This window comes from Streptomyces sp. NPDC020996 (assembly GCF_040641355.1).
Lineage (GTDB): Bacteria > Actinomycetota > Actinomycetes > Streptomycetales > Streptomycetaceae > Streptomyces.
Map to the genome: position 1 here is coordinate 30,803 of NZ_JBFADM010000039.1, position 22,938 is coordinate 53,740.

Below are 22,938 nucleotides of genomic sequence, written 5' to 3' on the forward strand. Positions count from 1 at the left end.
CCAGGGCCGGGACCAGGGCCGGGACCAGGGCCGGGACCAGGGCCGGGACCAGGGCCGGGACCAGGGGCCCGCGCGCAGCGGTGCCCGCAGGGCCGCTCGGATCACCGGTTCCTACGCCGGGACCACGGCGACCGGGCAGCGGGCGCTGCGCAGCAGGGCGAGGGCGGTACCGCCCGAGCGGCGGCCGAGGACCACCAGCCCGGCGTTCCCGGAGGCGTGGCTGAGGGCCTCCTCGGGGGCGAGCAGCACGACGTCCTGCAGCACGTCGACGTCCGGGTACCGGGTGCGCCACGGCCGCAGTGCGTCGGACAGCCGCTGCACCTCCTGGTCCTCCCAGGTGGCCCGCTCGTCGTGCGCGAGGATGAACAGCCAGTCGGTGGCCTCTTCGGGCAGCGTCCAGGCGTGCACCGCGTGCAGGGTCGCCCGGTGCAGCCGGGCCGCCTCGAAGGCGAACGCGAGCACGACGTCCGCGGGGTCGCGGGCGTCCAGACCGACGGTCACGCGGCCGGGCTTCGACGGCGCCCCGGGCACCAGCACCACCGGGCGCGTCGCCCGCTCCAAAAGCGCCGCGGCGGTGGTGTCCGCGGCGGCGGGCGGAAGGCCCACCACGACCAGTTCCGCGCCGTCGCCCAGGGTGTGCACGGCATCCGGGCCGTCGGCCGGCGCCACCGGCACCACGTGCAGCGGCACCCCGCGCAGCTCGGCCTCCCGCACGGCCCAGTAGGCCGCCGCGCAACCGGCCGCCGACGCGTCCGCACCGGCGACGATCATCCGCTCCATGGCTTCCCGCCTTTCCGCGAAAGGGAGTTCGGAATTCCACATTGGCCGCAGACCGGCCGTGCCCCTCAGGGGCCGAACGGTCCCGCTTCGAGCCCTGGCGGCCCATACCTGACACCCGGCCGCGGGCCGACGCTGGCATGGAGGAGCTCGCCGAGCGCAGGAGGTGCGCACATGCTTCCCCCCGTGATCGCCGGAGTCGACGGATCGGCCGAGAGCCTCGCGGCCGCCGAGTGGGCGGCCCGCGAGGCCGTACGCCGGGGCCGGCCGCTGCGCCTGGTGCACGCAAGGAACTGGCGCCCCCGCCCGGACGGCGGCGATCCCGCCGGCGCCGCGCAACGGCATCCGGCCCGCCGTGTCCTGCGGGAGGCGGAGGACCGGATCCGCCCCGCCTGTCCCGGTCTCCGGGTGGAGGAGGAGCAGACGGAGGGCCCCGCGACCGCCGCCCTGCTGAAGGCGGCCCAGGAGGCCGACCTGCTCGTGCTGGGCTCGCGCGGGCTGAGCGGCTTCACCGGGTTCCTGGTCGGCTCCGTCGCCCTGGGTGTGGTGGCGCGGTCCGAGACGCCCGTCGTCCTCGTCCGGGCCGGCGAGGACGCCGCCGACGAGCACCTTCCCGACGACGACGGGGGCCCGTCCACCCGGACCGGCTACCGGGACGTCGTACTGGGCGTCGACCTCGGCGACGCCTGCGACGAGGTGATCGAGTTCGCCTTCGAGGCGGCCCGGTCGCGCGCCGCGCGCCTCAGGGTCGTGCACGCCTGGCAGCAGCCCTCCCCGATCGGGCTGGGCCCGGCGGAGACGGGCCTGCTGGGCGGGGTGCAGCAGGCGGCGGAATGGCTCGGCTTCCTGACCGCCGTGCTGCAGGTCTGGCGCGAGAAGTACCCCGACGTCGAGGTCGTCGAGACCGTGACCGAGGGCCGCGCGCAGTCCGTGCTGGTGCGGGCCGCCTCCGGCGCGAGCCTGCTCGTCGTCGGCCACCACGCCACCGAACGCCCGACGGGTCCGCGGACCGGCCCCGTCGCCCACGCCGCCATCCACCACGTCGGCTGCCCCGTGGCCGTCGTGCCCCACTTCTGAGAGGGCTCCATGAGCAAGCCGATGAAGTACGTGTACGCATTCGCCGAGGGCGGTCGCGACATGGCCGCCCTGCTCGGTGGCAAGGGCGCCGGACTCGCCGAGATGACGCGGATCGGACTGCCCGTCCCGCCCGGATTCACCGTCACCACCGACGCCTGCAAGGTCTACCTGAAGACCGGCGAGGAGCCGCCCGAACTCGCGGTCGAGGCCGCCCAGGCGCTGGCCGGCCTGGAGCAGGCCATGGGGCGCACCCTCGGCGCACCCGACGACCCCCTCCTGGTGTCCGTGCGCTCGGGCGCCCGCTTCTCCATGCCCGGCATGATGGAGACCATCCTCGACATCGGCCTCAACGACGAGTCCGTCGCCGGGATCGCCAAGGCGTCCGGCCAGGAGCGGTTCGCCTGGGACTCCTACCGCAGGCTCGTGCAGATGTTCGGCCACACCGTGATGGGCGTGGACGGCGACCTGTTCGAACAGGCCCTCACCGCGCACAAGACCCGGCGCGCCGTCGCCGACGACCACCTGCTGGACGCCGGTGAACTCGCCGAACTCACCGAGGAGTTCAAGGCCATCATCCGCAAGGAGACCGGCGAGGACTTCCCGCAGGACCCGGCCGAGCAGCTCTCCCGCGCCATCCGCGCCGTCTTCGACTCCTGGAACACCGAGCGCGCCCGCGTCTACCGCCAGCGCGAGCACATCTCCGAGGACCTCGGCACCGCAGTCAACGTGCAGGCGATGGTGTTCGGCAACCTCGGCGCCGACTCCGGCACCGGCGTCGCCTTCACCCGCGACCCCGCCACCGGCGAACGCGGCGTGTACGGCGACTACCTGCCCGACGCGCAGGGCGAGGACGTCGTCGCCGGCGTGCGCGACGCCCTGCCGCTGAGCGAGCTGAAGAAGCTGAACGGGCGCGTCTACGGCGAGCTCGTCGACCACCTGCGCACCCTGGAGAACCACTACCGCGACCTGTGCGACGTCGAGTTCACCGTCGAGCGCGGCAAGCTGTGGATCCTGCAGACCCGCGTCGGCAAGCGCACCGCCGAGGCCGCCTTCCGCATCGCGCACGACCTGCGCGAGGAGGGCACCGTCACCGAGGACGAGGCACTGGTCCGCGTCAGCGGCGCCGAACTGACCCGGCTGATGTTCCCCCGCTTCCGCACCACGTCGGACGACGTGCCCCTCGCCCACGGCGTGCCCGCCTCGCCGGGCGCCGCGGTGGGAGCCGTCGTCTTCGACTCCGCCGAGGCGGTACGCCGTGCCGCGGCCGGCGAGCAGGTGGTGCTGGTCCGCCGGGAGACCACGCCCGACGACCTGCCTGGCATGATCGCCGCGCAGGCGGTGCTCACCAGCCGGGGCGGCAAGACCAGCCACGCCGCCGTCGTCGCGCGCGGCATGGGCAAGGTGTGCGTGTGCGGCGCCGAGGCACTCGCCGTCGACACGGTCGCCCGCCGGTTCACCACCGGGACGGGCATCGTCGTCGACGAGGGCGACGTCGTCTCCGTCGACGGCACCGCGGGCACCGTGCACCTCGGCGAGCTGCCGCTCACCGCGTCCGAGGTCGGCCGCGCGCTGGAGACCGCGGCCGCCGAGGGCCCGCTGACCGAGGCGGTGCTCGGCGCGCTCGCGCACGCCGACTCGGTGCGCCGCCTCCAGGTGCGGGCCAACGCCGACACCCCCGAGGACGCCGTACGCGCCCGCAGCCTCGGCGCGCAGGGCATCGGGCTGTGCCGCACCGAGCACATGTTCCTCGGTGAGCGCCGGGCACTGGTCGAGGCGATGATCCTGGCCCGTGAGGACACCGCCCGCGAGGAGGCCCTCGCGGCGCTGCTGCCGCTGCAGCGCGAGGACTTCACGAAGATCCTCGAGGCGATGGACGGGCTGCCGGTGACGATCCGGCTGCTCGACCCGCCGCTGCACGAGTTCCTGCCCGACCGCATGGAACTCGCCGTCCGTCTGGCCGAGGCCGAACACCCCGACCCGCGCGACCGCGAGCTGCTCGCCGCCGTCGAGCGCATGCACGAGCAGAACCCGATGCTGGGCCTGCGCGGCGTGCGGCTGGGGCTGGCGGTGCCGGGCCTGATGGCCATGCAGGTGCGTGCCGTCGCCGAGGCCGCGACCGCGCGGCTGCGCGCGGGCGGTGATCCGAAGGCCGAGATCATGATCCCGCTGGTCGGGACGGTCGAGGAACTGCGGCTGGCCCGCGCCGAGGCGGAGCGCGTCCTCGCCGAGGTCGCCGCCGAGACCGGCACCGGGCTGGACTGCCCGATCGGCACGATGATCGAGCTGCCCAGGGCGGCGCTCACCGCGGGGAAGATCGCCGCGACCGCCGACTTCTTCTCCTTCGGCACCAACGACCTCACCCAGACGACCTGGGGCCTGTCCCGGGACGACGCGGAGGCCTCCTTCTTCCCGCTGTACCTGGAGAAGGGCGTCTTCGAGGTGTCGCCGTTCGAGACGATCGACCAGGAGGGCGTCGGACGGCTCGTCGAGATCGCCGTCGAGGCCGGCCGGGCGGTCAACCCCGGCCTGCAGACGGGCGTGTGCGGTGAGCACGGCGGAGACCCGGACTCCATCCACTTCTTCCACCGCGCGGGTCTGGACTACGTCTCCTGCTCCCCGTTCCGCATCCCGGCCGCCCGCCTGGAAGCGGGACGCGCGGCCCTGACAGAAACCACCAAGACCAGCGACACCCGCTGAGAACCACACACCACCAACACGGGCGCGAGGCCACCCCCCTCGCGCCCGGAAGGGCCGCAGGAATCACTCCCCGGCTGCGGCAGCGCCCGGAAGGGGCGCGGGGAACTGCGCGACCAGCCACAACGCTGCCGCACCCGCCGCCGCACCCGATGGTCAGCCGCCGCCAGGCCCCCCGCTGCCGAAGGAGCCGCTGCTCCCCTCGCTCCAGCGGGGCCGCTCCCGCGCCGTACCGGTCCGCGTCGGGGAGTTGCCGTGGCCCGGCATCTCGTGCGGGGTGAGCCGGCGGTCGCCGCGGGGCACCTCGTCGGGCTCCCGGTGCTCCCGCACCTCGCGGACCGGCCCCTCCTCGGGGATCCGCGGCTGCTCGGCGGGATGCGGGGGCCCCGGCTCACGGCGCCGAATGCGGCTCCCCATCCAGAAGGCGCCGATCAGCAGGGCGACGAGAGCCACCGCCGCCACGATCAGCCCGGCCGCCAGTGCGCCGCTGCCCGCGGCGATGTCCATCGATGCGCTGTTCATGGCGCGCGGGTACCCCCGGTCCCCGGCATGAACCTGCTCACCTCGCCCGGCGGGTACATGTGCTTCAGCGCGCCGTAAGCCACCCGGTGGGCGCGCTCGCCCTCCCCGTACTGCTCGACCGCCGAGTCGTGCGCCTTGATCCAGGTGCGCCGGGCGTCGTCCGGACGAGCGCTCCAGGGTCGAGGGGAGTTCCTGCCGTCCGGGCATCGCGTCCACCTCCGTCGAGCCAAGTTCCGCTCCGTCGAGCCAAGGTCCGCCCAGGGGACGCGAGTGCCCCGCGGCGGACCGGAAGAACCCGCGCGGGCCCGCACCACGCCGGTTTGACGGCATCCGCACCGGCTACCCGGACCGGGTGACTTCGACGACATCCCAGCAGGAGCTCTTCCGGTTCCTGGAGGACCGCTTCGCTTGCGCCCAGGCGTGCACCGAGTGCGCGCGGGCCTGCGCGCTGCGCGCCAGCCTCGCGGATCCGGACGGAACGGAGGAGCAGGAGAAAGTACGCCGCAAGGGCATCCTGTGCGCGGAGGTGTGCGACGCCACCTGCCGCGCGCTGTCCGAGCAGAACGGCCTGGACGAGGCCGGCATGCGCATCCAGGTGGAGTGGTGCCGCACGGTGTGCCTGGAGTGCGCCCACGTCTTCGACGTCGTCCCGGGCGCCGAGGAGAGCGCGCGGGCCTGCCGGGACTGCGTCCGGGCGTGCACCGAGTTCCTCACGGTGCTGAACTGACCCCGCCGAAAGCGGCACCGCCATTCCCTATTTCTGGAACACGTTCTACGGTGTGCGCCGTCAGTACCGGCCTGGGAAGCCTGGAGGCGCCGTGCACCTCGCATACACGCCCGAGCAGCAGCGGCTGCGCACCGAACTGCGCGCCTACTTCGCCGGTCTGATGCCGGACGACGCCTCCGCGCGCCACGGTGACGCCGCCGCCCAGAAGCGCTTCTACCGCGACACCGTCCGGCGCCTGGGCGCGGACGGCTGGCTCGGCGTGGGCTGGCCGGAGGAGTACGGCGGACGCGGGCTGACGGCGATGGAGCAGTTCATCTTCTTCGACGAGGCGGCCCAGGCGGGTGTGCCGCTGCCGTTGATGGCGCTCAACACGGTCGGCCCGACGATCATGCAGTTCGGCACGGACGAGCAGAAGGCCCACTTCCTGCCCCGGATCCTTTCCGGCGAGATCGACTTCGCGATCGGCTACAGCGAGCCCGGCGCCGGAACCGACCTGGCCTCCCTCCGGACGCGCGCGGTGCGCGACGGCGACGAGTACGTCGTCAACGGCCAGAAGATCTGGACCACCAACGGCGACACCGCGGACTGGGTCTGGCTGGCCACCCGCACCGACCCGGACGCCCCGCCGCACAAGGGCATCACCATGCTGCTGGTGCCGACCACCGACCCCGGCTACTCCTGCACCCTCATCCACACCCTCGCCGGGCACGACACCACGGCGAGCCACTACGAGAACGTCCGGGTGCCCGTCTCCCGCCGCGTCGGCGCCGAGAACCAGGGCTGGCGGCTGATCACCAACCAGCTCAACCACGAGCGGGTCACCCTCGCCGCGCACGGCACCATGGCCGTCCGCGCCCTGCACGACGTCCAGCGCTGGGCGACGGAGACCAAGCTCGCCGACGGCCGCCGGGTGATCGACCTGGCCTGGGTCCGCCGCAAGCTCGCGCAGACCCACACCAGGCTGGAGGCCCTGAAGCTGCTGAACTGGCGCATGGTCGGCGCCGTGCAGGACGGCACCCTCACCCCGCAGGACGCCTCCGCGGTCAAGGTCTACGGCTCCGAGGCCCGCCGGGACGCCTATGCCTGGCTGCTGGAGATCGTCGGCGCGGCGGGCGCCCTGAAGGAGGGCTCGGCGGGCGCGGTGCTCCGGGGCGAACTGGAACGCGGCTACCGCTCCGCGGTCATCTTCACCTTCGGCGGCGGCAACAACGAGATCCAGCGGGAGATCATCTCCTGGCTCGGTCTGGGGATGCCGCGTGTCCGGCGTTAGCCTGACGGTATGTCACCCGACCCGGGGCTGTTCGGTCCGGCATCCGTCACCTGGCAGATGCACGGCGACCCCATGATGTGGGTCGCCGGCATCCGCGCCCTCTACCTCCAGGCACTGCACCCGCGCGCCGTCCGCGGCGTCATGGAGAACTCCGACTTCCGTCAGGACGCCTGGGGGCGCCTGCTGCGCACCGCCGACTTCGTCGGCACCACCACCTACGGCACCACCGAGGAGGCCGAACGCGCGGGCGCCCGGGTGCGGAAGATCCACAGCCTGCTGAAGGCGACCGACCCCGGGACCGGTGAGCGCTACGGCGTCGACGACCCCGACCTGCTGCTGTGGGTGCACTGCGCCGAGATCGACTCGTATCTGCACGTCGTGCGCCGCTCCGGCTACCCGATGGGCGACCGCGCGGCCGACCGCTACCTCGCCGAACAGCGCACCAGCGCACGCCTGGTGGGCCTCGACCCCGACGCCGTGCCCGCGAACCGCGCGGAGCTGGCCGCCTACTTCGAGCGGGCGCGCCCGCACCTCGCGGCCGGAGCCGACGCCCGCGCGGTGGACGACTTCCTGCTCCGCCCGCCGACGCACCCCCTCCTCGTCCCGGCGCGCGAGGTGCTGTGGCGGCGCGTGGCGCACCTGGCGTACGCCTCCCTGCCCCCGTACGCCCACGAGCTGTACGGCAGAACGGCCCCCGCGCCCGCCACCGTGACCCGCCGGCTGCGCGTCACGGGCACCCTGCTGCGCTCGGTTCCCGCAGGACTGCGCTGGCAACTCCCGCCCAAACACATCGTCCGCGCCATGTCACGGCTCGGTCCCGGCTCCCGTCCCGCACCGTACAAAGTCGGCCCATAAATCGTCATACTGGACGGGCCGGGGGAGGGCGGGGCGACCAGCGACGGGGGCGATCGCGGGCGATGGGGGACAGCAGACTCATCCAGGGCCGGTACCGGCTGCTCGAACTGATCGGGCGGGGCGGCATGGGCGAGGTGTGGCGCGCGCGGGACGAGTCGCTCGGCCGGCAGGTCGCCGTCAAGTGCCTCAAACCGCTCGGGCCGCACCGCGACCGTTCCTTCATCCGCATGCTGCGGGAGCGCTTCCGCCGCGAGGCCCGGGTGGCGGCCGCCCTCCAGCACCGCGGGGTGACCGTGGTCCACGACTTCGGCGAGGCCGACGGCGTCCTGTTCCTGGTCATGGAACTCCTGCACGGCCGCAACCTCTGCCAGCTCCTCGAGGACAACGGGCACCACCCGCTGGCCGTGCCCGACGTCGTCGACATCGCCGAGCAGGTCGCCGCGGCCCTCGCCTACACCCACGAGCAGGACATCGTGCACCGCGACCTGAAGCCCGCGAACATCATGCGGCTCACCGACGGCACGGTGAAGATCTGCGACTTCGGCATCGCCCGCCTGGGCCATGACATCGGCTTCACCGCCCGGCTCACCGGCACGGGCGCCGTCATGGGCACCCCGCACTACATGTCGCCGGAGCAGATCGGCGGCACCGAGGTCGACCAGCGCAGCGACCTGTACTCGCTGGGCTGCGTCCTGTACGAGATCGCCACCGGGGCGCCGCCGTTCGACCTCGACGACGCCTGGGGCATCCTCATCGGCCACCGCGACACCCCGCCCCGCCCGCCCCGCAGCACGCGCGCCGAACTCCCCGCCTACCTCGAGACGATCATCCTGGACCTGCTGGCCAAGCGCCCCGAGGAACGCCCGCCCGACGCCCGCGAGGTGGGCCGCCGCATCACCCTGGGGCGCACCGCCCCGGCGTACCCGCCGACCGTGGTGACCCCGCATCCGGTGCTCCGCCCGCCCGAGCCGGTCCCCTCCCGAGAGCCGCGCCTGCCGTCCTGGACCCGCTCCATGACCACCGGCCACAAGGCCGTCGGCGCCGGACCGCGCACCGCCCCGCCGGACGCCGGGGCCGCCCTCACCGGCGAGTGGATCCCCCGGCCCGCCGCGGCCGGCACCGGCGGACCCCCGCCGCAGCTTCCGCCGGTGCCGCGGGCACGCACGCTTCCGCCGGCGCTGTCCGCGCGCGTGTTCCCGTCGGCGCCGTCCGCGCGCGTACTCACCGAACTGGCCGGACGGCACGACGCCGGGCTGGGCCTGGGACGGCTCGGCCGGTGGGAGGAGGCGGGCGAGGTGCACCGGGCGGTCGCCGCCGAGCGCGCCCGCCTGCTGGGCCCCGACCACCCCGACACGCTCGCCAGCCGCTACCAGGCCGCCTTCGCCCTCAGCCGCCTCGGCCGCGCCGCCGAGGCCCTGCGCGCCTACAAACACGTCGCCGCCGCCCGGACCCGGGCGCTGGGCCCCGACCACCCCGACACCCTCGCCGTCCGTCAGGAAATGGCTTACGTGCTGGGCCAGTTGGCTCGGCACAGCGACGCCCACCAGGTGTACCTGTCGGTGCTCGCCGGCCGCGAACGGGTGCTGGGCGCCGACCACCCGGACACCCTGCGCTGCCGCCACAACCTCGCCGTCAACCTCGGCCGGCTCGGCCGCCTCCGGGAGTCCTGCCGCACGGCCCTCGACGTGGCCGCCGCCCGCGCCCGCGTGCTCGGCCCCGACCACCCCGACACCCTCGTCACCCGCTACGAGGTCGCCTACGCGCTCGGCAGGCTGGGCCGCTGGACGGAGGCCGTGTGGACCTACCGCGAGGTCGCCGCCGCCCGCGCCCGCACCCTGGGCCCCGACCACCCGGACACCCTCGCCGCCCGCCACGAGGCCGGCATCGGCCTCGGCCGCCTCGGCCGCGCCGCCGAGGCGCTGACGCTCTACCGCGACCTGATCGACGACCGCGCCCGCGTCCAGGGCCCCGCCCACCCCGAGACCCTGCGCGCCCGCCACGGCCTGGGCGTCAACCTCGGGCGCCTGGGCCGCTGGGAGGAGGCCCTCGCCGAGGCCCGCGACGTGGCCGCCGTCCGCGAGCGGGTGCTGGGCCCCGACCACCCGGACACCCTGGTCAGCCGCCGGGAGGTCGCCGTGGGCCTGGGCTGGCTGGGCCGCTGGGCGGACGCGCTGGTCGAGTACCGCCGGGTGGCCGCGGCCCGCGAACGCGTCCTGGGCGGCGACCACCCCGACACGCTCGCCAGCCGCCACGACGAGGCCCACTGCCTGCAGCAGCTCGGCCGGGGCGCGGAGGCGGCCGAGCTGTGCCGCCGGGCGGCGGTGCTGCGGCAGCGGGGGGCCGCCCCGGGCCGGTGAGCCCGAGGCGCGCCCTGGCCGATCCGGATCACCGCGTGCTACCAAGGACCATGACCGCACACGAGCAACGCGCCTACGACGTCGTGATCGTCGGCGGCGGCCACAACGGCCTGGTCGCCGCCGCCTACCTGGCCCGCGCGGGACGATCCGTCCTGGTGCTGGAGCGGCTGGCGAACACCGGCGGCGCGGCGGTCTCCACCCGGCCCTTCGCCGGCGTCGACGCCCGGCTGTCGCGCTATTCGTACCTGGTCAGCCTGCTCCCGCGGAAGATCGTGCGCGACCTCGGCCTGGACTTCCGCGTCCGCGCCCGCACCGTCTCGTCGTACACCCCCGCCGAGCGCGACGGGCGGCCCATCGGGCTGCTCGTGGGCGGCGGCGAGCAGCGCACCCGGGAGGCCTTCGCCCGGCTCACCGGCTCCGACCGCGAGTACCTGGCCTGGCAGCGTTTCTACGGCATGACCGGCCGGGTCGCCGAACGGGTCTTCCCCACGCTCACCGAGCCGCTCCCCACCCGCGAGGAGCTGCGCCGCCGCGTCGACGACGATGAGGCCTGGCGGACCCTGTTCGAGGAACCGGTCGGCGTGGCGATCGAGGACCGCTTCGACGACGACCTGGTCCGCGGCGTCGTCCTCACCGACGCCCTCATCGGCACCTTCGCCGACGCCCACGACCCCTCCCTGAAGCAGAACCGCTGCTTCCTCTACCACGTGATCGGCGGCGGCACCGGCGCCTGGGACGTCCCCGTCGGCGGCATGGGCGCCCTGACCGACGCCCTGGCCGCCGCGGCGCGCGAGGCGGGCGCCGTCCTCGCCACCGGCCACGAGGCGGTCCGCATCGACACGGACGGCCGCACGGCGGAGATCACCCACCGGACCGCCGACGGCGAGGGCGTCACCGCCGCCCGCCACGTCCTCGTGGGCGCCTCCCCGCGGGAACTGGCCGCCCTCACCGGCGACACCCCGCCGGCCCCCGCCGAGGGCGCCCAGCTGAAGGTGAACATGCTGCTCGAGCGGCTGCCGAGGCTGCGCGACAGCTCCGTCGACCCGCGCGAGGCGTTCTCCGGCACCTTCCACATCGCCGAGGGCTACGAGCAGCTCGCCGCCGCCCACGCCCAGGCCGCCTCCGGCGTGCTCCCCGCCGCCCCGCCCTCCGAGATCTACTGCCACTCCCTGACCGACCCGACCATCCTCGGCCCGGATCTCGCCGAACGGGGCTGGCAGACCCTCACCCTCTTCGGCCTGCACACCCCGGCGCGGCTGTTCGAACGCGACAACGACGCCGTCCGCGAGGAACTGCTGAGCGCGACCCTCGCCCAGCTCGACGCCCACCTCGCCGAGCCGCTCGCCGACTGCCTGGCCACCGACGCCGACGGCCGCCCCTGCATCGAGGCCAAGACCCCGCTCGACCTGGAGCGCGACCTGCGCCTGCCCGGCGGCAACATCTTCCACCGCGAGCTCTCCTGGCCCTACGCCCACCAGGACACCGGTCGCTGGGGCGTCGAGACCCGGCACGCCAACGTGCTGCTGTGCGGCGCGGGCGCGGTCCGCGGCGGCGGGGTGAGCGGGGTGCCGGGGCACAACGCGGCCATGGCGGTGCTGGAGGCGGGAGAGGACCGGACCGCGTAAAGGAGGCTCCTGGTCGAGGTGGCCCGCAGGAACAAGACCGACGGGAAGACCGTCAGCCGCCTCGACGGCCTGAAGCAGGACCACTTCGACGGGCCGAACGAAGTGCAGAGGGCCGTCTTCGGCCATTGACGTCCTCGCCGCGTTGAGGCGCGGCGGCTTCCGACCTCCACTCCCGGTCCATGACGGCCCCGCAGGTACATGTGCGCACGCGCGGGGGCCCGCTGTCCTGGACGCCGCGCAGGGGGCACCGCCGGGAGGCGGGCCCGAAGCGGCCGATCCCCGTGCCGGAGGGCCGGAGGGCCGGAGGGTCGGGCGGCTCCGGGCAAGAAATCTGACGGAGCATCAGAAAAGGTCTTCCGTCGTCCGGAGGACTGCGGCATCCTGCGCCTCATGCAGACGGAGCTGAGCAACCAACTGGGAGTCGAGCACGCCGTCTTCGGCTTCACGCCGTTCCCCGCCGTCGCCGCGGCCATCAGCCGGGCAGGCGGCTTCGGGGTGCTCGGGGCGGTCCGCTACACAGCCCCCGACGACCTCAAGCGCGACCTCGACTGGATCGAGGCGCACGTCGGCGGCAGGCCCTACGGCCTGGACGTCGTCATGCCCGCGAAGAAGGTCGAGGGCGTCACCGAGGCCGACGTCGAGGCGATGATCCCCGACACGCACCGGAAGTTCGTCGAGGACACCCTCGCCGAGTACGGCGTCCCCGAGTTCCCCGAGGGCGAGGCGTCCGGCTGGCGCATCACGGGCTGGATGGAGCAGGTCGCCCGCACCCAGCTCGACGTCGCCTTCGACTATCCGATCCGGCTGCTCGCCAACGCCCTCGGCTCCCCGCCCGCCGACGTCGTGGCCCGCGCGCACGAGCGGGGCGTGCTCGTCGCCGCGCTCGCGGGCAGCGCCCGGCACGCCCGCAAGCACAAGGCGGCCGGCATCGACGTCGTCGTCGCGCAGGGCTACGAGGCCGGCGGCCACACCGGCGAGATCGCCACCATGGTGCTCACGCCCGAGGTCGTGGACGCCGTCGACCCGCTGCCCGTGCTGGCCGCCGGAGGCATCGGCAGCGGACGGCAGGCGGCCGCCGCCCTCGCCCTCGGCGCCCAGGGCGTGTGGCTGGGCTCCGTCTGGCTGACCACCACCGAGGCCGACCTCACCTCGCCCGGACTCACCCGGAAGCTGCTCGCCGCTGGCTCCGGAGACACCGTCCGCTCCCGCGCCCTCACCGGCAAACCCGCCCGTCAGCTCCGCACCGCGTGGACCGACGCCTGGGACGACCCCGAAGGGCCCGGCGCCCTGCCGATGCCCCTGCAGGGACTGCTCGTCGCCGACGCCGTCTCCCGCATCCAGCGGTACGAGGTCGAGCCGCTGCTGGGCACGCCCGTCGGCCAGATCGTCGGCCGGATGACCAGCGAACGCAGCGTCCAGGCCGTCTTCGACGACCTCACCCGCGGCTTCGAGGAGGCCGTCGACCGCGTCAACCGCATCGCCGGAAGGAGCGGCACATGACGAGCACGCCCAAGAGCACCCCCGGGAGCACCCCCACGGGCACGCCCCCCGCCGGTTTCTGGGCCCAGGCCGCCGCCGACCCGGGCCGCGCGGTCCTCGTCGCCCCCGACGGCGAGGAGTGGAGCGCCGGACGCCTGCACGCCGCCGCCAACCGGCTCGTCCACGGCCTGCGCGAGGCCGGCCTGGAACGCGGCGACGCCTTCGCCGTCGTGCTGCCCAACGGCGTCGAGTTCCTCACCGCCTACCTGGCCGCCACTCAGGCCGGCTTCTACCTGGTGCCGGTCAACCACCACTTCGTCGGCCCCGAGATCGCCTGGATCGTCGCCGACTCCGGCGCCAAGGTGCTGATCGCCCACGAACGGTACGCGGACCCCGCTCGCCACGCCGCCGACGAGGCGGGACTCGCGGCCACGCACCGGTACGCCGTCGGCGAGGCCGAGGGCTTCCGCCCGTACCGCGAACTCCTCGACGGACGGCCGGAGTCACCGCCCGCCGGCCGCACCATGGGCTGGGTCATGAACTACACCTCCGGCACCACGGGCCGCCCGCGCGGCATCCGCCGCCCGCTGCCCGGCAAGCCCCCCGAGGAGGCCTACCTCGGCGGCTTCCTCGGCATCTTCGGCATCAAGCCGTTCGACGACAACGTCCACCTGGTCTGCTCGCCGCTCTACCACACCGCCGTGCTCCAGTTCGCGGGCGCGTCCCTGCACATCGGCCACCGCATCGTCCTGATGGACAAGTGGACGCCGGAGGAGATGCTGCGGCTGATCCAGACCCACCGGTGCACCCACACCCACATGGTCCCGACCCAGTTCCACCGCCTGCTCGCCCTCCCGGAGGAGGTCCGGCGCTCCTACGACGTGTCGTCGATGCGGCACGCCATCCACGGCGCCGCGCCCTGCCCCGACCACGTGAAGCGGGCGATGATCGACTGGTGGGGCCCCTGCGTGGAGGAGTACTACGCGGCCAGCGAGGGCGGCGGGGCGTTCGCCACGGCGGAGGACTGGCTGAAGAAGCCCGGCACCGTCGGCAGGGCCTGGCCGATCAGCGAACTCGCGGTCTTCGACGAGGACGGCAACCGGCTGCCGCCCGGCGAACTCGGCACCGTCTACATGAAGATGACCACCGGCGGCTTCGCGTACCACAAGGACGAGGACAAGACCCGCAGGAACCGCATCGGCGACTTCTTCACCGTCGGCGACCTCGGCCTCCTCGACGCGGACGGCTACCTGTTCCTGCGCGACCGCAAGATCGACATGATCATCTCGGGCGGGGTCAACATCTACCCGGCCGAGATCGAGTCCGTCCTGCTGTCCCACCCCGCGGTCGCCGACGCGGCCGTCTTCGGCGTCCCGCACGACGACTGGGGCGAGGAGGTCAAGGCGGTCGTGGAAGCGGCCCCCGGACACACGCCCGGCCCCGACCTCGCCGCCGCGATCCTCGACCACTGCGCCGGGCGGCTGGCCGGCTACAAGCGGCCCAGGAGCGTCGACTTCGTCCCCGAGATGCCGCGCGACCCCAACGGCAAGCTGTACAAGCGGCGGCTGCGGGAGCCGTACTGGAAGGGACGCACCCGCCAGGTGTGACATGCGGCGCGGTCCGCCGCGGCCGCGGTCGCGTGTCTTGACCGCGTCCCGCGGCGGCCTGAGGATCATGTGCCATGACTCAGGGACACGGCAGCACGGTCGACGGAGTGCTGCGGCGCAGCGCCCGGCGCACGCCCGCGCGCATCGCGATCGAGTACGGCGAGCGCACCTGGACGTACGGCGAACTCGACGACGCCGTCTCCCGCGCGGCGACGGTCCTGCTCGACGAGGGCCTCACGCCCGGCGACCGGGTCGCCGCCTACGGCCACAACTCCGACGCCTACCTCATCGCCTTCCTCGCCTGCGCCCGGGCGGGCCTGGTGCACGTGCCGGTCAACCACAACCTCACCGGCGACGATCTCACGTACCTCCTCGGTCAGTCCGGCAGTTCCCTGGTCCTCACCGATCCCGGGCTCGCGGCGCGGCTCGGCGGCGACGTCCGCACGCTGCCCCTGCGCGACTCCGACGACTCCCTGCTGACCCGGCTGGCCACGGCCGGCGCCCACGACGGTCCCGAACCGCGCAGCGAGGACCTGGTGCAGCTGCTGTACACCTCGGGGACGACCGCCCTGCCCAAGGGCGCGATGATGACTCACCGCGCCCTGGTGCACGAGTACCTGAGCGCGATCACCGCCCTCGACCTGAGCGCCGGGGACCGGCCCGCGCACGCCCTCCCGCTCTACCACTCGGCGCAGATGCACGTCTTCCTGCTGCCCTACCTCGCGGTCGGCGCCACCAACACGGTCCTCGACGCGCCCGACGGCGACCGGCTCTTCGACCTGATCGAGGCGGGCCGCGTGGACAGCCTGTTCGCCCCGCCCACCGTGTGGATCGGGCTCGCCAACCGCCCCGACTTCGCCACCCGCGACCTCAGCGGTCTGCGCAAGGCGTACTACGGCGCCTCGATCATGCCGGTGCCGGTCCTGGAGCGCCTCCGGGAGCGGCTGCCGGACCTGGCCTTCTACAACTGCTTCGGGCAGAGCGAGATCGGCCCGCTGGCCACCGTGCTCGCCCCCGACGAGCACAAGGGCCGCATGGACTCCTGCGGCCGGCCCGTGCTGTTCGTCGACGCCCGCGTGGTCGACGAGGACGGCAAGGACGTCCCCGACGGCACGCCCGGGGAGATCGTCTACCGCTCCCCGCAGCTGTGCGAGGGCTACTGGGACAAGCCCGAGGAGACCGCCGCCGCCTTCCGCGACGGCTGGTTCCACTCCGGGGACCTGGCGGTCCGCGACGCGCACGGCTACTACACGATCGTCGACCGGGTGAAGGACGTCATCAACTCCGGCGGCGTGCTGGTCGCCTCACGGCAGGTCGAGGACGCCCTGTACACGCACCCGGCGGTCGCCGAGGTGGCCGTGGTCGGCCTCCCCGACGAGCGGTGGATCGAGGCGGTCACCGCGTTCGTCGTGCCGCGCGCCGAGGTCACCGAGGAGGAACTGATCGCCCACACACGGGAGAAACTCGCCCACTTCAAGGCGCCCAAGCGGGTGCTGTTCGTGGACGAGCTGCCCCGCAACGCCAGCGGCAAGATCCTCAAGCGCGAACTGCGGGACCGCTTCGCCGGTTAGCGCCCCGGAGGGGCGCGGGAACCGCGCGACCGGCCACCACGGCGCGGCAGGCGGCCCTCTGCGGACGGCGGACGGCAGGCGGCCGTCCGCGGTTCGTGGCTCCCGAAGCGGAGCGCTACCGCGGCCGCAGGTCCACGATCCGCCGGATCTTGCCCACCGACCGCTCCAGCGACTCCGGTTCGACGATCTCCACGGAGACCGACACCCCGATGCCGTCCTTCACGGCCGCCGCAATGGCCCCGGCCGCGGCCTCCCGGGACTCCGGGCCCGCCTCGGGCCGGGCCTCCGCCCGCACCGTCAGGGCGTCCAGGCGGCCCTCGCGGGTCAGCCGCAGCTGGAAGTGGGGCGCGACGCCGGGCGTGCGCAGCACGATCTCCTCGATCTGCGTGGGGAACAGGTTCACCCCGCGCAGGATCACCATGTCGTCGCTGCGCCCGGTGACCTTCTCCATCCGCCGGAACACCCGGGCGGTGCCGGGCAGCAGCCGCGTCAGGTCCCTCGTCCGGTAGCGGACGACCGGCATCGCCTCCTTGGTGAGCGAGGTGAAGACCAGCTCGCCCTCCTCGCCGTCCCCGAGCACCTCCCCGGTGATCGGGTCGACGACCTCCGGATAGAAGTGGTCCTCCCAGATGTGCAGGCCGTCCTTGGTCTCCAGGCACTCCTGCGCCACGCCCGGCCCCATGACCTCCGACAGCCCGTATATGTCGACGGCGTCGATCGCGAACCGCTCCTCGATCTCCTGGCGCATCCGCTCCGTCCACGGCTCCGCGCCGAAGATCCCCACCCGCAGGGAGATGGTCCGCGGATCGACGCCCTGCCGCTCGAACTCGTCCAGGATGGTCAGCATGTACGAGGGCGTCACCATGATGATCTGCGGTTCGAGATCCCGGATCAGCTGCACCTGGCGGGCCGTCATGCCGCCGGACGCGGGGATGACCGTACAGCCCAGCCGCTCGGCGCCGTAGTGGGCGCCGAGGCCGCCGGTGAACAGCCCGTACCCGTAGGCCACGTGCACCTTGTCGCCGGGCCGCCCGCCGGCCGCCCTGATCGAGCGGGCCACCATGTCCGACCACAGGGACAGGTCGCCGTCGGTGTACCCGACGACCGTGGGGCGTCCGGTGGTGCCGCTGGAGGCGTGGATGCGGCGGATGCGGTCCTGGGGCACGGCGAACATCCCGTACGGGTAGTTCTCGCGCAGGTCGGCCTTGGTGGTGAACGGGAAGCGGGACAGGTCGGCTAGGGAGCGGCAGTCGTCCGGGTGGACACCGGCCTTCTCGAAGGACTGCCGGTAGAACGGCACGTGGTCGTACGCGTGCCGCAGCGAGGCCCGCAGCCGCTGGAGTTGCAGCGCGCGCAGCGCCTGAGCGTCGAGCCGTTCTCCCGCGTCCAGCGGCTCCGTCGCGTCAACCATGGGGAATTCTCCCTCGCCAACCGCATCATTCCGGACGACCGATCATTCGGTCGTGCTGTCCGGGATCAGTAATCCAGGACGCCATGGCCCAGGGCAAGAGGTGCGGCACGACTTTCTGGACACGCCACGGGCCCCGCCCGCGGGGTGCGCCCCGCGCGCCACACCACAGCTGACCCACCTCGCGGACGGCGGCCACCGCGGCCGACGGCCTCCGGATACACCGCTGCGTCCGGCGTGCGCCGCCGAAAGACGGCGAAAGCGTTCACAAAGACGCAACCCAGATCAGGTCACAGATCCTGATCTGCTGTTCCTCCGGATAGATGCTGTAGTTGAAGAAGACGGGATCGTTGGGGACCGGGAGGCTGTACCAGGTGACGCCACGAATGGTCATGGGCAGGCCCGGAGGCGGGTTGGCGGATTCCACCGCGCTGCCGACCTCCAGCGCCAGGGCCCGGAGGAACCGGACGATGTTGTCGTGGAGGTCGACGTAGCCCGCGTCACGCATCTGGCCGAGCACCTTGGAGGCGGTCACCTGGGTGACCGCCGTCCAGCCTTTCGAAACCGGCCGCATCAGTCCTCCGCCTCCGGGAGTTCGACGAGCCCTACTGCGGCGACGGTGTCGTCGAGGCGCTGGTCCCGTTCGGGCACCGCCTCGAACATGGCCTCAAGCCACCACGTGGTCATCACCGCATCCAGTGCGTCGCCTTGTTCGGCGCGCATGACGGCGGCGTGAAACTCTTCGCGCCGCACGGCGGGCAGGGCGTCGTTGATGGCGGAGACGGTGCGGGGAATCGCCTGTACACGGGGGTCCCCGTGCGATCCAGCATTCACTCGGGTTTCGCATCCTTACAGCTCGAATGATCCAGCGGCCACGCTACGCGCGCAGTGCGCGTCGGCGGGCCGAAACGGCACATCTTGCTCCCGGTTCCGTTCTGGCCAAAGCTTGTGTGCGGTGCGCGCGATGTCGGCGGCAACGCGCAGTCGAAGGCCGAGCCGTACGCGGCTCCGCGCCCGACGCCCAGACGCACGCGGCTCACCCCCGGTGCGGTCCGTACGCCGTCAGGAAGCGGTCGCGGAAGGTGTCCATGCCCCACTCCGGGGCGTTGCGGGCCGGCCGGAGTCCGTCCGTCCAGCCCCAGTCGGAGATGCGGTCCAGGACCTTCCGGTCGCGGGCGACCAGGGTGACCGGCACGTCCTTGCCGGTGTTGCCCGCGGTGACCGTCGGGACGGGCTGGTGGTCGCCGAGGAAGACGAGCACCGTGTCGTCGTCGCCGTAGCGCTGGACCCACTCCGTCAGGCTGTGCAGCGAGTACTCGATGGCGTTCTTGTACTCGGTGCGCACGCTCTCCGGGTTCTTCCAGACCTCCTTGGGATCCTTGCCCTCCTTCTTGATGCGGTGGAAGACCGAGCCGTCGCCGAGGTCGTTCCAGTCGATCATGTGGGCGATCGGGGCCCACGGGTTGTGGCTGGAGGCCAGGATGATCTCCGCCATGATCGGGCCCCGGTCCTTCTTCCCGTGCTCCAGACGCTGGAAGGCCTCCAGGCTGAACTGGTCCGGCACGGGCGTCCAGCTGAAGTACGGGCCGTGGTAGCCGAGGTGCTCGGAGTCGTAGATGTGGTCGAGCCCGAAGAACTTCCCCTCCGGCCACGCCCTGCGCACCCCCGGCACGATGCCGACCGTGCGCCAGGCGCCGGTCTTGCGGAAGTAGCTGGTCAGCGTCGCGCGGTCGCTGGTCGTCAGGCTGCGGTAACGCTGCTGGTTCTTGATCCACAGGCCGGACAGGAACGTCGAGTGGGCGAGCCAGCTGCCGGCGCCCGACACCGGTGACCTCAGCCAGGCGCTGCGCGAGGCGAACCCGGCCGCCTTCAGGTCGGCGCTGCCCCGGTCGAGGACCGCGTCGACGTCCGGCGCCATCGCCGGGTCCTCGATCGCCGTACGGCCGTAGCTCTCGATGAAGGTGAACAGGACGTCCTTGCCCCGCAGTCCGGTCAGCAGCTGGTCGGGCGGGGTGTCGGCGAAGGCGTCGACGGCGGCCTGCTTCTGGAAGACCCGCGCGTCCGCGAGCCCCGCCCGCACCTGCTCGACGCGGTTGCCGACCAGATCGGCGTCGATCTTCGAGGCGACCGGCACGCCCGTGAACTGCACGCCGAGGGTGACGCAGGTGATCCAGGCCGTGCCCAGGACCAGTGTGGTCCGGGCGGCCGTCGGGCGGTGACGGACCATCAGGTCGGTCAGCCGTACGACGGCGAGCGTCGTCAGCGCCAGCACGGCGGCGACGAGGACGATCACCGCGACGACCGCCAGCACCTCGCCGGTCCTGCCGAACGACTCCTTCACCCATTCGGCGGCGTCGTCGAGCAGGATCCAGTCGAGGACCAGGTCGAAGGGGCGCGACAGCACGGAGTAGAACCCCATGTCGATGAGCTTCACCACCGTGACCAGGCCGAGCAGCACCCCCGCGACGACCGCCGCGGCACGCCGGAACCGTGGCGGCAGCGCCAGCAGCAGACCGGCCAGGAGCACACCCTCGGCGGGAATGCGCAGGAACGCCTCGACGGTGAGGCGGTCGAGCCGGTTCGGCACGAGGAGCGCGGACAGCACCAGCACTGCGGCCAGGACGGTGATCCCGACGGTCACGCCCCGCGCGGTACGGGGGTACCTGCGCCGCCACCCGAACAGCCCGGCGCGGTCACCGGCGACGGAGTGCGGACCGGCTGCCTCGGCGACCGCTCCGGCTTCGGCGGTCGGCTCGGTCTCGGTGACCGTGTCGGCTTCGGCGGTCGGGTCGGCTTCGGCGGTCGGGTCGGCTTCGGTGACCGCCTCGACCTCAGCGACCGGGCCGGCTTCGGGGGCGGCGGTCTCGGGCGGTACGTCCTTGTCACCGGGCGTCTCCGGGGCGTCGCCGGGCGTCTCAGCGGTGTCACCGGGTGTCCTGCCCACGCCGGGCTCGGCCGCCTGCGCCCCGGTTTCCGCGTCCGTGCCGGCCCCGGTTTCCGCGTCCGCGTCCGTGCCGCCCGCCGGTGTCCCGGGATCCGGGGCGGCGTCGGAGCCGGAGCCGGAGTCGGCGTGCGGGAGCTGACGAGGGGGCGTGAGGTGCGACACCCGTTGGTCCTTCCGTGCTGGAGCCCGAGAACTGCGCGGCGAACCGGACCCGCAGGGCCGGGCCGCCGCCAACCTCCGTACGGCCCCGCGCAACCCGCCGTTCAAACACCCGGGTCAACCGCGCGCAAAGAGTACGCGCGTCCCGGCCTCCGGCCCGCCCCGCCGCGGCGCCCGTGGCCGGACGGCCTACCGGTCCGCCGCCACCGCCACCTCCCGGGCCCACCGGTAGTCCGCCTTGCCGCTGGGCGACCGCCGTATCGCCTCCGTGATCACCAACTGGCGCGGGATCTTGTACCCGGCGAGGTGGGCGCGGCAGTGCGTCTGGATGTCCTCCAGGGACGGCCGCCGCGCCCCCGCCCGCAACTGGACGACGGCTGCCACACGGCTGCCCCACTGCGCGTCCGGCACCCCGGCCACCAGCACGTCGTAGACGTCCGGGTGCGACTTGAGCGCCTCCTCGACCTCCTCCGGATACACCTTCTCCCCGCCGGTGTTGATGCACTGCGAGCCCCGCCCGAGGACGGTGACGACGCCCTCCTCGTCGACGGTGGCCATGTCGCCGAGCAGCACCCACCGCCTGCCGTCCTTCTCGAAGAACGTCCCGGCCGTTTTCCGCGGGTCGTTGTAGTAGCCGAGCGGTACGTGGCCGCACTGGGCGACGCGGCCCACCTCCCCGACGGCGACCGGTTCGCGGGTCACCGGATCGACCACCTGCGTACGGGAGTTGACGCGCACCCTGAAGCCGCGGCCCAGCCCGGAGTCATCGGTCGCCGTGCCGTTGAAGCCGGACTCCGAGGAGCCGAAGTTGTTCAGGAGCACGGCGTTCGGCACCAGCGCGCGGAACTGCCGCCGCACGGTGTCCGACAAGACCGCCCCGGACGACGACACGCTGAACAGCGACGAGCAGTCCGTGCCTTTCAGCGGCCCCTCCAGCGCGTCGATCAGCGGCCGCAGCATCGCGTCGCCCACCAGCGACACGCTGGTGACCTTCTCCCTCTCGATCGTCCGCAGCACCTCCTCGGGCACGAACTTGCGGTGGATCACCACCCGTTGCCCGAAGTTGAAGCCGATGAAGGAGGTGAGGGTGGACGTGCCGTGCATCAGCGGGGGCGTCGGGAAGAAGGTGATGCCGCTGCCGCCGGCCGCGACCCGTTCGGCCAGCTCCTCCGGCCTCGCGACCGGCTCACCGGTCGGCGCACCCCCGCCAAGGCCCGCGAAGAACAGGTCCTCCTGACGCCACATCACCCCCTTCGGCATGCCGGTGGTGCCGCCGGTGTAGATGATGAACTGGTCGTCGCCGGAGCGCGCGGGAAAGCCCCGGCCGGGCGATCCGGCCGCCTCGGCGTCGGTGAACGGCACCGCGTCCACCTCCTCGGCCGCCGGGGTGCCCACCCGTACCAGGTGCCGCAGTCCGCCCGCCCGCGGCCGGACCGCGGCCACCCGGTGCTCGAACTCGGCGTCGAAGACCAGCGCCACCAGATCCGCGTCCCGGTAGAGGTATGCCAACTCCTCCTCGACGTAGCGGTAGTTGACGTTGACCGGCACGACGCGCGCCTTGAGGCAGCCGAGCACCGTCTGCAGGTACTCCACCCCGTTGTACAGGTGCAGCCCGAGGTGCTCGCCGGGGCTTATCCCGCTGTCGATCAGGTGGTGGCCGACCCGGTTGGCCGCCGCGTCCAGCTCCGCGTAGGTCAGCCGGCGCTCGGCGCCGGTGCCGGGGTGGTCGACGTACACGAGCGCCTCGCGGTCGGGGACCGCGTCGACGACCGACTCGAACAGGTCGGCAAGGTTGAACTCCACCGCTCCTCCTGACCCCGGCAGGCATGACGAAGAATGGCGCGTCCATCGGTTCGCCGGTCATCA

17 protein-coding genes and 1 pseudogene are annotated in these 22,938 nt (G+C 73.3%); 10 read left to right on the top strand and 8 right to left on the bottom strand.

The genetic code is table 11. The features are described 5' to 3' along the window. Positions 1–111: 111 nt before the first annotated feature. Complete coding sequence (locus AB0G63_RS24760; protein ID WP_360754021.1) at positions 112–780, bottom strand: universal stress protein; 669 nt, start codon at positions 778–780, stop codon at positions 112–114. A 171-nt stretch (positions 781–951) separates the two neighbouring features. Between AB0G63_RS24760 and AB0G63_RS24765 the strand changes: the two genes are divergently transcribed. Together AB0G63_RS24765 and ppdK are read left to right on the top strand one after the other, a co-directional pair. Further along, a complete protein-coding gene (locus AB0G63_RS24765) occupies positions 952–1,854 on the top strand; it encodes a universal stress protein (RefSeq protein ID WP_360754024.1) in 903 nt (300 codons plus the stop codon). A 9-nt stretch (positions 1,855–1,863) separates the two neighbouring features. Next, positions 1,864–4,551, top strand: a complete 2,688-nt coding sequence (ppdK, locus tag AB0G63_RS24770; protein ID WP_360754026.1) for a pyruvate, phosphate dikinase — start codon at positions 1,864–1,866, stop codon at positions 4,549–4,551. Between the two features lie 153 nt (positions 4,552–4,704). Here ppdK and AB0G63_RS24775 read toward each other — a convergent pair whose 3' ends face one another. Together AB0G63_RS24775 and AB0G63_RS24780 are read right to left on the bottom strand one after the other, a co-directional pair. Beyond that, complete coding sequence (locus AB0G63_RS24775; protein WP_360754028.1) at positions 4,705–5,070, bottom strand: DUF6479 family protein; 366 nt, start codon at positions 5,068–5,070, stop codon at positions 4,705–4,707. Positions 5,071–5,123: 53 nt separating this feature from the next. Then, positions 5,124–5,277, bottom strand: a pseudogene (locus AB0G63_RS24780) (ChaB family protein); the annotation flags it as partial. A 145-nt stretch (positions 5,278–5,422) separates the two neighbouring features. Here AB0G63_RS24780 and AB0G63_RS24785 point away from each other — a divergent pair. The 8 genes from AB0G63_RS24785 (at position 5,423) to AB0G63_RS24820 (ending at position 16,561) form a co-directional block, all read left to right on the top strand. Next, positions 5,423–5,797, top strand: a complete 375-nt coding sequence (locus tag AB0G63_RS24785) for a four-helix bundle copper-binding protein (RefSeq protein ID WP_360754030.1) — start codon at positions 5,423–5,425, stop codon at positions 5,795–5,797. A 91-nt stretch (positions 5,798–5,888) separates the two neighbouring features. Next, positions 5,889–7,067, top strand: a complete 1,179-nt coding sequence (locus AB0G63_RS24790) for an acyl-CoA dehydrogenase family protein (RefSeq protein ID WP_360754033.1) — start codon at positions 5,889–5,891, stop codon at positions 7,065–7,067. Positions 7,068–7,076: 9 nt separating this feature from the next. Continuing rightward, positions 7,077–7,922, top strand: coding sequence for an oxygenase MpaB family protein (locus AB0G63_RS24795; protein ID WP_360754035.1), 846 nt, complete (start codon positions 7,077–7,079; stop codon positions 7,920–7,922). A gap of 62 nt (positions 7,923–7,984) precedes the next feature. Then, on the top strand, positions 7,985–10,279 hold the full coding sequence (locus tag AB0G63_RS24800; RefSeq protein ID WP_360754038.1) for a tetratricopeptide repeat protein: 2,295 nt from the start codon (positions 7,985–7,987) through the stop codon (positions 10,277–10,279). Positions 10,280–10,329: 50 nt separating this feature from the next. Continuing rightward, entirely contained in the window at positions 10,330–11,904 is a 1,575-nt protein-coding gene (locus AB0G63_RS24805; RefSeq protein ID WP_360754040.1) for an NAD(P)/FAD-dependent oxidoreductase, read from the top strand. Between the two features lie 390 nt (positions 11,905–12,294). After that, positions 12,295–13,404 (top strand): nitronate monooxygenase family protein, encoded by a 1,110-nt coding sequence (locus AB0G63_RS24810; RefSeq protein WP_360754043.1) that lies wholly within the window; start codon positions 12,295–12,297, stop codon positions 13,402–13,404. Next, the gene (locus AB0G63_RS24815; protein ID WP_360754045.1) at positions 13,401–14,990 is read left to right on the top strand and encodes an acyl-CoA synthetase; all 1,590 of its coding nucleotides are present in this window, start codon (positions 13,401–13,403) and stop codon (positions 14,988–14,990) included. Before AB0G63_RS24810 ends, AB0G63_RS24815 begins: the two co-directional genes overlap by 4 nt. A 74-nt stretch (positions 14,991–15,064) precedes the next feature. Next, positions 15,065–16,561 (top strand): acyl-CoA synthetase, encoded by a 1,497-nt coding sequence (locus tag AB0G63_RS24820; RefSeq protein ID WP_360754047.1) that lies wholly within the window; start codon positions 15,065–15,067, stop codon positions 16,559–16,561. Positions 16,562–16,676: 115 nt separating this feature from the next. On the opposite strand, the gene paaK is transcribed toward AB0G63_RS24820, so the two are convergent. From paaK to AB0G63_RS24845, 5 genes are all read right to left on the bottom strand, one after another. Beyond that, positions 16,677–17,972, bottom strand: a complete 1,296-nt coding sequence (paaK, locus tag AB0G63_RS24825; RefSeq protein ID WP_360754050.1) for a phenylacetate--CoA ligase PaaK — start codon at positions 17,970–17,972, stop codon at positions 16,677–16,679. A 262-nt stretch (positions 17,973–18,234) separates the two neighbouring features. After that, positions 18,235–18,543 (bottom strand): hypothetical protein, encoded by a 309-nt coding sequence (locus tag AB0G63_RS24830; protein WP_360754053.1) that lies wholly within the window; start codon positions 18,541–18,543, stop codon positions 18,235–18,237. Next, complete coding sequence (locus AB0G63_RS24835) at positions 18,543–18,803, bottom strand: hypothetical protein (RefSeq protein WP_360754055.1); 261 nt, start codon at positions 18,801–18,803, stop codon at positions 18,543–18,545. The genes AB0G63_RS24830 and AB0G63_RS24835 overlap by 1 nt, the downstream gene beginning before the upstream one ends. Positions 18,804–19,005: 202 nt before the next feature. Then, entirely contained in the window at positions 19,006–20,610 is a 1,605-nt protein-coding gene (locus AB0G63_RS24840; protein WP_360754124.1) for a sulfatase, read from the bottom strand. A 651-nt stretch (positions 20,611–21,261) separates the two neighbouring features. Then, complete coding sequence (locus AB0G63_RS24845) at positions 21,262–22,875, bottom strand: acyl-CoA synthetase (RefSeq protein ID WP_360754058.1); 1,614 nt, start codon at positions 22,873–22,875, stop codon at positions 21,262–21,264. Between the last annotated feature and the right edge of the window lie 63 nt (positions 22,876–22,938).

Excerpts from the sequence above, each read along its gene's own strand:
- AB0G63_RS24805 (WP_360754040.1), top strand. The coding sequence starts at position 10,330 with ATGACCGCACACGAGCAACGCGCCTACGACGTCGTGATCGTCGGCGGC.
- ppdK (WP_360754026.1), top strand. The coding sequence starts at position 1,864 with ATGAGCAAGCCGATGAAGTACGTGTACGCATTCGCCGAGGGCGGTCGC.
- AB0G63_RS24775 (WP_360754028.1), bottom strand. The coding sequence starts at position 5,070 with ATGAACAGCGCATCGATGGACATCGCCGCGGGCAGCGGCGCACTGGCG.
- AB0G63_RS24800 (WP_360754038.1), top strand. The coding sequence starts at position 7,985 with ATGGGGGACAGCAGACTCATCCAGGGCCGGTACCGGCTGCTCGAACTG.
- paaK (WP_360754050.1), bottom strand. The coding sequence starts at position 17,972 with ATGGTTGACGCGACGGAGCCGCTGGACGCGGGAGAACGGCTCGACGCT.
- AB0G63_RS24795 (WP_360754035.1), top strand. The coding sequence starts at position 7,077 with ATGTCACCCGACCCGGGGCTGTTCGGTCCGGCATCCGTCACCTGGCAG.
- AB0G63_RS24760 (WP_360754021.1), bottom strand. The coding sequence starts at position 780 with ATGGAGCGGATGATCGTCGCCGGTGCGGACGCGTCGGCGGCCGGTTGC.
- AB0G63_RS24765 (WP_360754024.1), top strand. The coding sequence starts at position 952 with ATGCTTCCCCCCGTGATCGCCGGAGTCGACGGATCGGCCGAGAGCCTC.
- AB0G63_RS24830 (WP_360754053.1), bottom strand. The coding sequence starts at position 18,543 with ATGCGGCCGGTTTCGAAAGGCTGGACGGCGGTCACCCAGGTGACCGCC.
- AB0G63_RS24820 (WP_360754047.1), top strand. The coding sequence starts at position 15,065 with ATGACTCAGGGACACGGCAGCACGGTCGACGGAGTGCTGCGGCGCAGC.
- AB0G63_RS24810 (WP_360754043.1), top strand. The coding sequence starts at position 12,295 with ATGCAGACGGAGCTGAGCAACCAACTGGGAGTCGAGCACGCCGTCTTC.
- AB0G63_RS24815 (WP_360754045.1), top strand. The coding sequence starts at position 13,401 with ATGACGAGCACGCCCAAGAGCACCCCCGGGAGCACCCCCACGGGCACG.